The organism is Actinoplanes sp. NPDC051343, from assembly GCF_044455125.1.
In the GTDB taxonomy this organism is placed as follows: domain Bacteria; phylum Actinomycetota; class Actinomycetes; order Mycobacteriales; family Micromonosporaceae; genus Actinoplanes.
The window spans coordinates 450,040-463,535 of record NZ_JBITEL010000002.1 but is presented as its reverse complement, the minus strand read 5'-3'; the positions used below and the strand labels follow the sequence as shown (position 1 = coordinate 463,535).

Annotated in this window: 14 protein-coding genes; 11 read left to right on the top strand and 3 right to left on the bottom strand. The window is 71.4% G+C overall.

All coding sequences use genetic code 11. The features are described 5' to 3' along the window. The first annotated feature begins 6 nt into the window (after window positions 1-6). Window positions 7-1,149: an acyl-CoA dehydrogenase family protein gene (locus tag ACIA5C_RS09065; protein ID WP_396052779.1), complete on the top strand. Its 1,143-nt coding sequence runs from the start codon at window positions 7-9 to the stop codon at window positions 1,147-1,149. Window positions 1,150-1,174: 25 nt separating this feature from the next. Next, on the top strand, window positions 1,175-1,648 hold the full coding sequence (locus ACIA5C_RS09060) for an Lrp/AsnC family transcriptional regulator (RefSeq protein ID WP_396052778.1): 474 nt from the start codon (window positions 1,175-1,177) through the stop codon (window positions 1,646-1,648). 26 nt (window positions 1,649-1,674) lie between these two features. On the opposite strand, the gene ACIA5C_RS09055 is transcribed toward ACIA5C_RS09060, so the two are convergent. Both ACIA5C_RS09055 and ACIA5C_RS09050 read right to left on the bottom strand, forming a co-directional pair. Next, window positions 1,675-2,181, bottom strand: a complete 507-nt coding sequence (locus ACIA5C_RS09055; RefSeq protein WP_396052777.1) for a zinc-binding alcohol dehydrogenase family protein — start codon at window positions 2,179-2,181, stop codon at window positions 1,675-1,677. A 179-nt stretch (window positions 2,182-2,360) separates the two neighbouring features. After that, the gene (locus ACIA5C_RS09050; protein WP_396052776.1) at window positions 2,361-3,116 is read right to left on the bottom strand and encodes a class I SAM-dependent methyltransferase; all 756 of its coding nucleotides are present in this window, start codon (window positions 3,114-3,116) and stop codon (window positions 2,361-2,363) included. Window positions 3,117-3,205: 89 nt separating this feature from the next. Between ACIA5C_RS09050 and ACIA5C_RS09045 the strand changes: the two genes are divergently transcribed. Then, entirely contained in the window at window positions 3,206-3,397 is a 192-nt protein-coding gene (locus ACIA5C_RS09045) for a CsbD family protein (RefSeq protein ID WP_396052775.1), read from the top strand. A 60-nt stretch (window positions 3,398-3,457) separates the two neighbouring features. Here ACIA5C_RS09045 and ACIA5C_RS09040 read toward each other — a convergent pair whose 3' ends face one another. Beyond that, on the bottom strand, window positions 3,458-4,825 hold the full coding sequence (locus ACIA5C_RS09040) for a KamA family radical SAM protein (protein ID WP_396052774.1): 1,368 nt from the start codon (window positions 4,823-4,825) through the stop codon (window positions 3,458-3,460). A gap of 129 nt (window positions 4,826-4,954) precedes the next feature. Between ACIA5C_RS09040 and ACIA5C_RS09035 the strand changes: the two genes are divergently transcribed. The 8 genes from ACIA5C_RS09035 (at window position 4,955) to ACIA5C_RS09000 (ending at window position 13,139) form a co-directional block, all read left to right on the top strand. Then, the gene (locus ACIA5C_RS09035; protein WP_396052773.1) at window positions 4,955-5,989 is read left to right on the top strand and encodes an L-erythro-3,5-diaminohexanoate dehydrogenase; all 1,035 of its coding nucleotides are present in this window, start codon (window positions 4,955-4,957) and stop codon (window positions 5,987-5,989) included. A gap of 5 nt (window positions 5,990-5,994) precedes the next feature. Then, the gene (locus ACIA5C_RS09030; protein ID WP_396052772.1) at window positions 5,995-7,533 is read left to right on the top strand and encodes an amidohydrolase; all 1,539 of its coding nucleotides are present in this window, start codon (window positions 5,995-5,997) and stop codon (window positions 7,531-7,533) included. A gap of 19 nt (window positions 7,534-7,552) precedes the next feature. Next, window positions 7,553-9,109, top strand: coding sequence for a lysine 5,6-aminomutase subunit alpha (locus tag ACIA5C_RS09025; RefSeq protein WP_396052771.1), 1,557 nt, complete (start codon window positions 7,553-7,555; stop codon window positions 9,107-9,109). Window positions 9,110-9,181: 72 nt separating this feature from the next. Beyond that, a complete protein-coding gene (locus tag ACIA5C_RS09020; RefSeq protein ID WP_396052770.1) occupies window positions 9,182-10,501 on the top strand; it encodes an ATP/GTP-binding protein in 1,320 nt (439 codons plus the stop codon). After that, entirely contained in the window at window positions 10,488-10,814 is a 327-nt protein-coding gene (locus ACIA5C_RS09015) for an RloB family protein (RefSeq protein ID WP_396052769.1), read from the top strand. The genes ACIA5C_RS09020 and ACIA5C_RS09015 overlap by 14 nt, the downstream gene beginning before the upstream one ends. Continuing rightward, entirely contained in the window at window positions 10,811-11,545 is a 735-nt protein-coding gene (locus ACIA5C_RS09010; protein ID WP_396052768.1) for an OAM dimerization domain-containing protein, read from the top strand. The genes ACIA5C_RS09015 and ACIA5C_RS09010 overlap by 4 nt, the downstream gene beginning before the upstream one ends. Continuing rightward, the gene (locus tag ACIA5C_RS09005; protein ID WP_396052767.1) at window positions 11,542-11,907 is read left to right on the top strand and encodes a hotdog domain-containing protein; all 366 of its coding nucleotides are present in this window, start codon (window positions 11,542-11,544) and stop codon (window positions 11,905-11,907) included. Before ACIA5C_RS09010 ends, ACIA5C_RS09005 begins: the two co-directional genes overlap by 4 nt. Beyond that, complete coding sequence (locus ACIA5C_RS09000) at window positions 11,904-13,139, top strand: glutamate mutase L (protein ID WP_396052766.1); 1,236 nt, start codon at window positions 11,904-11,906, stop codon at window positions 13,137-13,139. Before ACIA5C_RS09005 ends, ACIA5C_RS09000 begins: the two co-directional genes overlap by 4 nt. The last annotated feature ends 357 nt before the right edge of the window (window positions 13,140-13,496 follow it).

Below are 13,496 nucleotides of genomic sequence, written 5' to 3'. Positions count from 1 at the left end.
GATCACGTGACGGTGGATCGCATGCTCCCCAACGACGAGGCGTACGACCTCCTCGATCTCACCCGTGAGATCGCCACCCGCGAGCTCGCCGGCAAAGCGAGCGACTTCGAGGCGCGGGGCGAGTTCCCGCGCGAGGTGATCCGGACGGTCGGCCGCGCCGGCCTGCTCGGCCTGCCCTACCCCGAGGCCGCCGGGGGAGCGGGCCAGCCCTACGAGGTCTACCTGCAGGTTCTCGAGATCCTCGCCGGCCGCTGGCTCGCGATCGCCGAGGCGGTCAGCGTGCACACGCTCTCCTGCTACCCGGTGCACGCCCACGGCTCCGAGCGCCAGCGCAAGCTGCTGCCCGACATGCTCGGCGGCGAACTGCTCGGCGCGTACTGCCTGTCCGAGCCGCAGGGCGGCTCGGATGCCGCCCACCTGGCCACCCGGGCGGTGCACGACGGCGACGACTTCGTCGTCACCGGCACCAAAGCCTGGATAACGCACGCCGGGCACGCCGATTTCTACAACATCTTCTGCCGTACGGGCGGGGAGGGCCCCAAAGGCATTTCCTGCCTCCTGGCGGATGCGACCACACCCGGCGTGATTCCGCAGAAGCCGGAGCGCACGATGGGCCTGCGCTCGTCGGCGCCGGCGCAGATCGTCTTCGACGGCGCCCGCGTGCCGTCCGACAACCTGATCGGCGCGGAGGGCACCGGCTTCACCATCGCGATGGAGGCGCTCGACGCGGGGCGGCTGGGCATCGCGGCGTGCGCGGTCGGGCTCGCCCAGGCGGCTCTCGACTACGCCTGCGCGTACGCGAAGGAGCGCGAGCAGTTCGGCCGGCCGATCGCCGAGTTCCAGGGTCTGGGTTTCCTGCTCGCCGACATGGCGACGCAGGTCTCGGCGGCCCGGGCCCTGCTGCTGGCGGCGGGCCGGCTCAAGGACGCCGGCCGCCCGTTCTCGATCGAGGCGGCGAAGGCGAAGCTGTTCGCGACCGACATGGCCATGAAGGTGACCACCGACGCGATCCAGGTGCTGGGCGGCGCGGGCTACGTGCAGGACCACCCGGTCGAGCGCTGGTTCCGCGAGGCCAAGGTGCTGCAGATCGTCGAGGGCACCAACCAGATCCAGCGGCTGGTGATCAGCCGCGCGCTCACCCGGGACTGATCGCCGGGCAGGTAGGGTGTCGCCCGTGGAAGAGATCGACCGGGCGATCGTGGGCGCCCTCACCGCGGACGGCCGGCTGTCCTACACCGACCTCGCGGAGCGCGTCGGGCTGAGCGTGTCGGCGGTGCACCAGCGGGTGCGCCGGCTCGAGCAGCGGGGCGTGATCGCGGGCTACGCGGCGAAGGTCTCCTACGAGGCCCTCGACCTGCCGCTGACCGCCTTCGTCGCGATCCGCCCGTTCGACCCGTCCCAGCCGGACGACGCGCCCGAGCGCCTGGCCCACCTGTCCGAGATCGACTCGTGCTACTCGGTCGCCGGCGAGGACTTCTACATGCTGCTGGTCCGGGTGGCCGGCCCGGCCGACCTGGAACGCCTTCTGCAGGAGATCCGCACGGCCGCCAACGTGACCACCCGCACCACGGTCGTCCTCTCCACGCCGTACGAGAACCGCCCGCCCCGCATCGCCCCGCTGCCGGCACCGCCCGCCGAGACGGAGTAGCCCGCGCCCGTCGTGCGCCCACTTCCTCATGGCAGGAGTACGACCTTGCCGCGGTTGAGGCGGTTCTCGATGCGCCGGTGCGCGTCGGCGGCCGAGGCCAGCGGGTACGTCGAGTCCACCATCGCCCGCAGCTCGCCCGAGCGGGCCGGCTCCCACAGCCGCGCCGACTGGTCGGCGTAGGCGGACGGCGAGGTGCGGGCGAAGCGGCCCATCGAGAAGCCGGTCACGGTGAGCCCGCGGGCCGGCAGGTCGTACGCCGGGAGGGTCCCGCCGCCCGAGGCGAAGAACACCATGCGGCCGCCCGGGCGCAGGCCCGCCAGTGCGTCCCCGAGCAGCCCGGCCCCGTCCAGCACCACGTCGGCCCCGGAGGACGGCATCGCCGGATAGGTCACGGCGGACGTCGCCCCGACGGAGCGGACGAAGTCCGTCTTGTCGGCCGACCCGACCGCCCCGATCACGGTGCTGAAGCCGGCCAGCCGCGCCAGCTGCACGAGCAGGTGTCCTACCCCGCTGGCCGCCCCGGTGATCAGCACTGACGACCCCGGGCAGTGCCGACGCCGGGCCGCCCCGCACCTGCCGCACCGCCGGCAGCGTCACCCCGATGGCTCCGACCTCGACCAGCAGTTCGTGCTCGGACGGCACCGGCACCGGCGCGTCCTCGAGCTCGAGCACGGACGGATCACCGTAGGAGTAGTACCGGACGACCTTCATGTCACGAGACCTTGAGACCGGTCCGCGTGCAGTAGGTGACGTAGGGCAGCGCGAACTCGGTCCGCCCGACCAGGTCCGGGTGGGTGGCCATCAGCTGGCGCACCTCCCGCAGCAGCGCCGCCCGCTCGTCGGCCGGCAGCAGGATCACCGCGCTCCGCGAGGCCACCAGGTCCAGGAGCAGGGACGGCCCGATCGTGTGCACCCACGGGAACGAGGCCCGCGTGACGGGCCCGAACGGCGCCCCGATCACGGCACCCCGGTCGGAGAGCCGGTCCCGGTTCCCGATGATCTCGTCGAGCCGCCGGACCCAGTCGGCCCGGTCGTCGCGGACGTTCCACAGCAGACCGAGGCGGCCGCCCGGCGCCAGCACCCGGGCCACCTCGGGGACGGCCCGCGCGGGATCCACCCAGTGCCACGCCTGCGCCACCAGCACGATGTCGGCCGACCCGGACGGCAGCGGCATCGACTCGGCCGAGCCCTCGACGACTGTCACGTCCGGGAGCACGGCCGACAGCTGGGCGCGCATCCCGGGGGAGGGTTCGACCGCCGTCACCGGTAGTTCCCGATCGCGGATCAGCCGCGTCAGTTTCCCGGTTCCGGCGCCCAGGTCGATCACCCGCGGCCCGGACGGCGGTGGCTCCAGCAGCCAGTCCAGCGCCGCGGCCGGATAGGTGGGCCGCCCACGTTCGTAGACGTCGGCAACCGGCCCGAACGAAGAGGCGTGATCATCCACATCGACGATCTTAACCGGCAACATCCTAGGATGCTCTAGGCGCTGTGGTTTGGGAGTCGCCCGGATGCGGGTACCACCGGAACACCAAGCGAAACCAGACGCGGAGGATAGCGATGAGCTTCACCGACAAGGTCAAGAACGAAGCCGAAGAGCTGACCGGCAAGGCGAAGCAGGCCGTCGGCCGCGCGACCGACAACGAAAGCCTGGTCGCCAAGGGCGAGGCCCAGGAGACAGCGGCTCAGGCCAAGAAGGCCGGCGAGCACGTGAAGGACGCCGGCAAGGACGTCCGCGACGCCTTCAGCTAGGCCAGGAAACATCAAAGACGAGAGGCCGGGAGATTTCTCCCGGCCTCTTTCCGTACGCCGTCAGCCCGCCGTGGCCGAGGCTTCCTGCTTCTTCCACCAGTCCTGCCCCGACTGGGGAAGAGTGTCGATCGGGTCGTAGTACGCGTGGAGCCTCGACAGCGCCTCCGCGTCGTCCTTCTCGATCGACGTGCGGTAGTTCTTGGTCCAGTACGAGATGCCGTGCTCCCGGTCGTACTCGTTGAGCATGTGCACCCAGCGCTTCCCGACGAACGGCACGTCGCACACGATCCGCGGCGTGGCGTATCCGGGCAGGTAGCCCATCATGTCGTGCTGCAACTGCTGGGCCCACCAGACCGGCACCCGCCAGTGCTCGGCGTGCGGGATCATGTCGCACATGTAGAAGTAGTACGGCAGGATGCCGGTCTCGCCCTGCAGCCCGAAGCACAGGTCGAGCAGGTCGGCGGTGGTGGCGTTGACCCCGCGCATGAGCACGCCCTGGTTGCGCACGTCGCGTACGCCCACCTCGAGCAGCATGCGCGCCGCGCGCGCCACCAGCGGGGTCAGCGAGTTGAAGTGGTTGACGTGGGTGTGCACGGCCAGGTTGACCCCGCGGCGCTCGGCGGTGATCGCGACCCGTTGCAGGCCCTCGACCACGTCGCCCTGCAGCCAGTGCTGGGGGAGGCCCATCAGCGCCTTGGTGGCGAGCCGGATGTCGCGCACGGTCGGCACCGAGAGCAGCCCCATGAGGTACGCCTCGAGCTGCTTCCACGGCACGTTGGCCACGTCGCCGCCGGAGACCACCACGTCACGCACGCCCGGGTGCTCGCGAAGGTAGGCGAGGTGGGCGTCGTAGCGGTCGACCGGCTTGAGGGTGAGCTTGAGCTTGTCGACGGTCGGCGTGGAGTTGCCGACGAGGTCCATCCGCGTGCAGTGCCCGCAGTACTGCGGGCAGGTCGACAGAAGTTCGGCCAGCACCTTGGTCGGGTAGCGGTGGGTGAGGCCCTCGGCGACCCACATGTCGTGCTCGTGCAGCGAATCGCGGGTGGCGTGCGGGTGCGACGGCCAGACCGGGTCGCGGTCGGAGGCGACCGGGATCATGTAGCGCCGGATCGGGTCGGCCAGGAACGACGCCGTGCCGGGCACCTGGTCGGGCACCATGGTGTTGAGCATCTGCGGCGGCACCAGCATCGACATGGTCGCCATGCGGGCCTGGTCGGTGGCGAGGTCGTCGTAGAAGCTGTCGTCGAGCAGGTCGCCCATGACCGCGCGCAGCTGCTTGATGTTCTTGACGCAGTGCACGCGCTGCCACTGCGCGTTCTCCCACTGGGCGGTGGTGACGTCGCGCCAGCCGGGGAACCGGGTCCAGTCGGGCTCGACCAGGGTGCGGCGACGGTATTCGTACGGCTGCCCAGCTTCGGGACTCGTCACCGGTGGCCTCCATTGGTCGGGCGGTTCGCTCCAACGTACCGGAGAAATTGCGGTCTAGAAACCCGGGCGCGGGAGGATTTACGGTGTGTATACGGTGTGGGTCATTGATTTGCGGGAAGGATGGGGCGGATGTCGGCTTCTGTGGGGTTGAACCGGGTTCTCGAGCCCGCGGGAGTGTTGCCGCAGGCCGCCTGGCGGCTCGACGCGAGTCCCGGGATCGCCGACGACGAGGTGCTGATCCGCGTCGAGCGCCTCAACCTCGACGCGGCCAGTTTCCGCCAGCTGGCCGGGAAGCACAGCGGGGACGGCGACGCGGTCCGGGCCGAGGTCCTCGAGATCATCGGAACGCGGGGCAAGATGCACAACCCGGTCACCGGGTCGGGCGGCATGCTGATCGGGACGGTCGAGGGGGTCGGCCCGCAGTCGCCGCTGGGACTCAAGCCCGGTGACCGGGTTGCCACCCTGGTCTCGCTGACCCTGACCCCGCTGCGGATCACCGACGGGCTCGGGGACTGGGACGGCCGCAGCGAGCAGGTCCCCGCCCAGGGAACCGCGGTGCTGTTCGCCCGCTCGGTGGCCGCCGTGCTGCCCGGCGATCTCGCCCCCGAGCTGTCGCTGGCGGTCTACGACGTGTGCGGCGCCCCGGCGCTCACCGACCGGGTGGTCCGGGGCTACGGCCGCGACGACGTCACGGTTGCGGTGCTCGGGGGCGCCGGCAAGAGCGGTTCGCTGGCGCTGACCGCGGCGCGGCTGGCCGGCGCGCGTACGGCGGGAATCGTCGTCAGTGACGCCGAGCGCGAGTCGCTGCGGAAGGCCGGTGTCGCCGATGCGATCGCGGTGGCCGACGCCCGCGACCCGGTCGAGGTGTCGCGGGCGGTGACCGGGGCCCTGGGCGGCCCGGCGACGGTGACCGTGGTCTGCGTCGACGTGCCGGGCTGCGAGCACGGCGCGATCCTGTCGACCGCGGCCGGCGGCACGGTGATCTTCTTCTCGATGGCGACCAGCTTCCCGGCCGCCGCGCTGGGCGCGGAAGGCCTGGCCGCCGACGTGACCATGCTCATCGGGAACGGCTACGTTCCTGGCCACGCCGACTTCGCGGTCGATCTGCTGCGCCGGGTCCCGGCGGTCCGGGCGCTCTTCGAAGAGCGGGTGGCGGCACACTGAGCGCTATGACGAACCTCCCCTCGGTTTTGTTCACGCACGGCCGCTTCTACTCCGCCGCCGACCCGCGGGCGACCGCCATGCTGGTCCGCGGCGGCCGGATCGAGTGGCTCGGCCAGACCGCCGACGCCCCGTCCGCCGACGAGCGGATCGACCTGGACGACGCGCTGGTGACCCCGGCGTTCGTCGACGCGCATCTGCACGCCACCGACACCGGGCTGGCGGCCGACGGCCTCGACCTGTCCGGGGTGCGGTCGCCCGGCGCGCTGCTCGACGCGGTCGCCGCCTTCGCGCGCACGTGCCCGGCCGACGGCGTGGTGCACGGGCACGGCTGGGACGAGTCGACGTGGGCCGATCAGACGCCTCCGGCGGCCGGCGAGCTCGAGCGGGCCGCCGGCGGCCGGCGGGTCTACCTCTCCCAGGCCTCGGTGCATTCGGCCCTGGTCTCGGCGTCGCTGCTCGGCGAGGCCTCGGGCGTCGCCGGGTTCGACGCTTCCGGCTGGGTGCGTGAGCAGGCCCATCACGCCGTACGCGCCGTCGCGCTCGGTTCCCTCTCCGCTTCGCAGCGCACCGCCGCCCAGCGCACGGCCCTGAGCCGGGCCGCCTCGATGGGGATCGCCGCCGTCCACGAGTGCGGCGGGCCCGGCACCTCGAGCGAGGACGACTTCCGGTCCGTGCGGGCGCTGTCCGGCCAGGGCCTGCCGCAGGTCTTCGGCTACTGGGGCGAGCTGGGCGGCGCCGAGCGGGCCCGCGACCTGGGCGCGGCCGGCGCGGCCGGCGACCTGTACGCGGACGGCGCGCTCGGCTCCCGCACGGCGGCGGTCCGCGAGGCCTACCACGACGGCGACCACGGGCACGGGGACGCGTTCGTGACCGCCGAGCAGGCCGGCGAGCACCTGCTCGACTGCATCCGGGTCGGCGTGCAGGGCGGCTTCCACGCGATCGGCGACGCGGCGATCGAGACCGTGCTCGAGGGCTTCGCGATCGCGGCGAAGTCGGCCGGCACCGATCGGGTCCGCGAGGGCCGGCACCGCATCGAGCACGTCGAGCTGATCGACAAGGCGATGATCGCGCGGATGGTCGAGTTCGGGGTGATCGCCTCGGTGCAGCCGGTGTTCGACGCGCTGTGGGGCGGCACCGACCGCATGTACGCGCAGCGCCTCGGCGTCGAGCGTTCGCTGGCCAGCAACCCGATCGGCCAGATGCACGCCACCGGGGTGCTGCTGGCGTTCGGATCCGACTCGCCGGTGACGGCGCTCGACCCATGGGCGGTCGTGGTGGCCGCCGCGGCGCCGCGCAACCCGGTCTACCGGATGACCGTGCGGGCCGCGTTCGCCGCGTCGACCCGGGGCGGCTGGCGGGCGGCCGGGGTCGACGGCGCCGGGGTGCTGGCACCGGGCGCGTCGGCGACGTTCGCGGTGTGGGACACCCCGGGCGGCGTCGAGGGTGGCCTGCCGGTGCTGCTGCCGGGCGCCGACGGCGCGGTGCCCGCGCGGCCGATCTGCCGCCGCACCGTGCTGCACGGCGAGACGATCTATCAGGCGTAGGAAGAATGGAGCGGGAACCGTGGCCGGGAAACTGAACCTGGATCCGAAGGTGGTCCGAACCGCGAGACGGCTGGCCGCCCGGGCGGGCCGGCCGGTGGTCGACCTGGCCCGGTCCCACACCACGGTGTCGGTCGAGCGGGCGGTGCTGCGCCTGGCCGGCGTGAGCGGCGCCGACCAGGACGGCATCCCGTGGGTCAACCGGCTCGCCGACGCCGTGCGAGCGGACGTCGGCCTGGGCCACGGGGTGTCGCTGCCGGTCTTCGCGGCCCTGGCCGAGGACGGGGCCGAAGATCTGACGGTGCTGGCCCAGAAGGCGGCGGCGGGTTCGGTTCGCTTCCGCGTACCGGAAGGCAGAGAGGCCCAGGCGGCCCGGCGGGCCGCGAGAACCGCGGCCACCCGCGGCCTGAAGCGGGTCGACCGGCGGCGGGCCGAACGGGACCGGCTGATCAAGCGGTACGGGGATCCGGAGCAGCGTCCGTGGATCTACCTGATCGTCGCGACCGGCGACATCTACGAGGACATTCCGCAGGCGCAGGCGGCCGCGCGCGCCGGGGCCGACATCATCGCGGTGATCCGGTCGACCGGGCAGTCGCTGCTCGACTACGTGCCCGAGGGCGCGACCCGCGAAGGTTTCGCCGGCACCTACGCCACCCAAGAGAACTTCCGGCTGATGCGGGCGGCGCTCGACGACGTCTCCCGCGAGCTGGGCCGCTACATCCGGCTCACCAACTACGCCTCCGGGCTGTGCATGCCGGAGATCGCGGCGCTGGCCGGCCTGGAGCGCCTCGACATGATGCTCAACGACTCGATGTACGGGATCCTGTTCCGCGACATCAACCCGATCCGCACCTTCGTCGACCAGCGGTTCTCCCGTCAGGTACACGCCCGGGCGGGCATCATCATCAACACCGGCGAGGACAACTACCTGACCACGGCCGACGCGGTCGAGGCCGCACACACGGTCACCGTCTCGCAGCTGCTGAACGAGTACTTCGCCCACGAGGCGGGCCTGTCCGACGCCCAGCTGGGGCTGGGCCACGCGTTCGAGATAAACCCCGACCTGCCGGACTCGTTCCGGATGGAGCTCGCGCACGCCCTGCTCGCGCGCGAGCTGTTCCCCGACGCGCCGCTGAAGTGGATGCCGCCGACCAAGCACATGACCGGCGACGTCTTCCGCGGCAACCTCCTCGACGGGTTCTTCAACCTGGTCGGTGCGCTGACCGGGCAGGGCATCCTGCTGGTCGGCATGATGACCGAGGCGGTGGTGACCCCGTGGCTGTCCGACCGCGACGTCGCCCTGCAGAACGTCCGGTACGTCCTCAACGGCGCCGGCAAGCTGCACGAGGACTTCGTGCCGGCGCCGGGCGGGTTCATCCAGTCGCGGGCGCACCACGTCCTGGGCGAGGCCGTCGACCTGCTCGGGAAGATCGTCGACGACACGCTGCTCACGGCCATCGCCGACGGCACCTTCGGGATCATGAAGCGCCCGGCCGACCGCGGCAAGGGCCTCGACGGCGTCGCCGAGCACGAGGAGGGCTACTACAACCCGGTCACTGAAGCGCTGGAGAGCTCCTGATGCAGCAAGACAGAGGCCACCTTCTGCGGTTTACTTGCGCTATGAGGCTCGAAACTGCCGACGGGGACAGTCATGCTGCGTAGCTTTCAGGTGTCGAATCATCGTTCGCTGCGCGATGAGCAGGAACTCGCCCTGATCCCGGCGTACGACCATGACCGGCCGGTCGTCCCGGTCGCGGCGGTGTTCGGGGCCAACGCCTCGGGCAAGTCGAACCTGCTGGACGCGCTCGGCTGGATGAAGTTCGCGGTGACCCAGTCCTACCGCTCGTGGGAAGCCGAGTCGGGCGTCCCCCGGGTGCCTTTTCGCCTGGACCCGGACGGCTCGCTGGAGCCGTCGTCGTTCGCCGTCGACCTGTTGATCGACGGAATTCAGTACGTCTACGGGTTCACCGTCGACGACGATGTCGTGCGGAAGGAATGGCTCTCCTCGCATCCGCATCAGCGGGAGAGGGTGATCTTCTCCCGCGACGGTCAGCAGATCGAACTGGGTTCAACTGTGCCTGAACGGCGTGGCCGGAGGGATCTGCTCACCAGCCTGCTGCGGGAGAACGCACTTCTTCTCAGCACAGCGGTTCAGGCCGGCCAGGAGGAAGTGCTGCCGGTCTACCGGTGGTTCAGGGAGTGCTTGCGCTTCGCCGGCCGGATCCCTCGGTCGGGCGGGATCGTCGTCGACGATGTCGCTGCCGCGCTCAACCGCTACCCGTCCTTCGTGTCGCTACTGAAGGCCGCCGACCTCGGCATCGCAGACGTGATCGTCGACGAGCGCACGCAGGAGCCTTCGGCGCGAGATCTTGATCAGGCCGACAAGTTGGAGGCCAGGATCGCCGCCATGGAGGCGGCAGACGTCCAGCAGAGCGATCGCCGGAGGCGCGATCTTCTTCACCTCCGCTCGCCGAAGGTGACGAAGGAACTCCTGTTCCTTCATGGATCAGCAGGTACACCGCTGAGCTGGGTCGAACAATCCGAGGGGACCCAGTCGTGGGCGCGCCTTCTCATAGCGGCACTGTCGTCGCTCGCGGACGGATCGGTACTGGTCGTTGACGAGATCGATGCGAGCCTGCACCCCCGGCTGACGGCCCGGCTCATCGAGCTGTTCCGCCACTCGTCGACCAACGAGCGCGGCGCTCAGCTCCTCTTCTCCACCCACGACGCCACTCTTCTCGGCACCAACCTGGGCGAAGAGGTCCTGCGCCGCGACGAGATCTGGTTCATCGAGAAGCGCGACGGTGCGTCCAGCCTGTATCCGCTCTCCGATTTTCATCCTCGCAAGGACGAGAATCGCGAACGCCGGTATCTCGCGGGAAGCTACGGCGCGGTTCCCGCGATCTTCAGCGACTCCCTGGTCGAGGCGGTCCTGTCCACCCGGCCGGAGGCGACGGATGCCACGGCATGAGACGGCCGCGCTGGCGCACGCGCGCAAGGCCGGCATCAAGGTCGCCGTATCCAACCCCTGCTTCGAGATCTGGCTGCTGCTGCACCGCGACGACTGCCGGTCCGCCTGCCAGAACTGCGGGGCGGTGGTGAGCAAGTTGAAGAAACACCTGCCGGCGTACGACAAGGGCCGCCTTCGATTCGAGGACTTCGCGAGCGGCCTGGAGCAGGCGCGTACCCGTGCCGAGCGTCTGGACCCCTCCGGCGAGGACCACGCGCAAAACCCCTCGACCGGCGTATGGCGTTTGGTCGACACCATCCTGGAGCAAGCATGACGATCGTCCGGCCGTACGGGGACACCACCGGCGACGGGATGGTGCAGCTGTCGTTCACGCTGCCGATCCCGCACGACAAGCGGGCCGAGGGTGCCGCGATCCAGCTCGCCAACAAGATGGGCATGGACCCGGCCATGCTCGTGCACGCCAGGCAGATGGGCGACGGCTTCACCTTCTTCGTCGTCTACGGCAAGGTCGCGCACCTGGTCGACACCGCGCAGGTGCAGGTCGTCGAGCGCGACTTCCCGCTGCTCAGCGCCAAGGAGGTGAACGCCGTGATCAAGCGCCGGCTGCGGCGCCGCCTCAACGTGGTCGGGGCCTGCATCGGCACCGACGCCCACACCGTCGGCATCGACGCGATCCTCAACCTCAAGGGCATCGCGGGGGAGAAGGGCCTGGAATATTACCGGGAGCTGTCGGTCACCAACATGGGCGCCCAGGTGTCGGTGCCCGACCTGGTCGAGACCGCCCGCGCGCAGAAGGCCGACGCCGTCCTGGTCTCCCAGGTCGTCACCCAGCGCGACGCGCACCTGCAGAACACCCGGGCCATGTCGGCCGCGTTCCGCGAAGCGCTGCCCGCCTCCCGGCGGCCGCTTCTGATCGTCGGCGGCCCCCGGTTCGACGAGCTCATGGCCGCCGACCTCGGCGTCGACCGGATCTTCACCCGCGGCACCACCCCGCGCGAAGTCGCCTCCTACCTCGTACACGCCCTCCTCGGGAGCCGGAATTGATCACCGTCACGCACCGCCGCTACGTGCCCTACTCGCACGCCCACTACGCCGGCAACCTGGTCGACGGTGCCTACTCGCTGGGCCTGTTCGGCGACGTGGCGACCGAGGTGTGCATCCGGCTCGACGGCGACGAGGGACTGTTCGCCTCCTACGACGACGTGCAGTTCAAGGCGCCGGTGCAGGCCGGTGACGTCCTCGAGGTGACGGCGACCGTGGTCAAGATGGGTACCCGCTCGCGGAAGATCGCGTTCACGTCGACCGTCGTGTGCCGGGGGACCGGCGGTTCGGGGGCGGCCCTGCTCGAGGAGCCGATCGTGGCCGTGACCGCCACGGGCACGGTCGTGGTGCCCCCGAAGCAGTGACGACCGCCGTCTGCGTGGACGTCGGATCCACGTACACCAAAGCCGCCCTGATCGACCTCGACGCCGGCCGGCTGATCCGCCGGGCCGAAGTGCCGACCACCGCGCAGACCGACGTGCTGACCGGACTCGATCAGGCGGTCGCCGCCGTCGGCGGCGGCGACCAGTGGTACGTGTGCTCCAGCGCCGGTGGCGGCCTGCGGCTCGCCGTAGTCGGCTACGAAGCGCTGGTCACCGCCGAGGCCGGTCATCGGGTGGGCCTGTCCGCGGGGGCCCGGGTCGTCCACGTGGCGGCGGGCCGGCTGGACGGCCGCGCGGTCGCTGCGCTGCGTGCCTCACGACCGGATGTGATCCTGCTGGTCGGCGGCACCGACGGCGGCGACGAGGAGACGCTGCTGCACAACGCCGGGCGCCTGGCGACCTCCCGCCTGCGGGTCCCGGTGGTGGTGGCCGGCAACGCGTCCGCCCGGCCCTCCGCCGCCGCGATCCTGACCGGACGGGGTATCGGTGTGACCGGGACGGGCAACGTGCTGCCCCGCATCGGCGACCTCGACCCGGGGCCCGCGCGGGCGGCGATCCGCGACGTCTTCCTCCGGCACGTGATCGGCGGGAAGCGGCTCTCGCGCGGCGGCCGGTTCGCGTCGCTGGTCCGCGCGGCCACCCCCGATGCCGTCCTCGCCGGGGTGGAGTTGCTGGCCGACCTGACCGGCTCCGGGGTGCTCGTCGTCGACATCGGCGGAGCGACCACCGACGTCTACTCGGCGCTCGTGCCCGACGCCGAGCTGACCTCGGGGCCGCGGCGCGACGTGGCGGGCTTCCTGTGGCGCTCCCGCACGGTCGAGGGCGACCTCGGGGTGGCGGTCGGAGCGCCCGGCACGATCGCCGCCGCGGCGGCCGAGAAGCTCGCTGCGCCGGCCGGCGACCGGGAACTGGCGGCGGTCGCGGGGATGATCGCGCTGCGCCGGCACGCCCGCGGGCACTCGCCCGGGCCCGGACACCCCCGCACCGGCGGGCGCGACCTGCGCGACGTACGCCTCGTGGTCGGCTCCGGCGGGGTGCTCCGGCACGGCGGCGGGCCGTTCGTGCTGGACGCCGTCCTGGGCGACACGGCCGGTGGCTGGGCGGCCCCGCGGTCCGCCCGGGCCGTCGTCGACGACCAGTACGTGCTGGCCGCCGCCGGTCTCCTCGCCATTGATCACCGTGACGCTGCGGCGGCACTCCTGAGCACTCTGTAGAACTCGGCCGGCACGATCGGGTAATCGACGAGACACGCCGATACAAGCGACACGCCAGAGGCGGGGACGACGGTTGACAGCGGGGCGGGGGGCCGACGTAACGTCTTTCTTTCCTGAGCACGGCGAGCGGCCGTTGTTCGTACTGTCCCTCCGCTCACTGGCCAAAGGCGTCCTCGCATATCCGAAACTGGGGGGGTCGCGCGTTCAGCCAGGTCCAGGGAGTGGGGGTCGGCGGGCAGCACGAACAGGTCGCGCCCCGGTGGGCGAAGGATCGAGCGGGGTCAGTAGACAACGGCACGACGCGGGCAGCCAGTCCGGGCCGGGCCGGTCCGAAGGTCAACAGCGAGATCCGTCGGC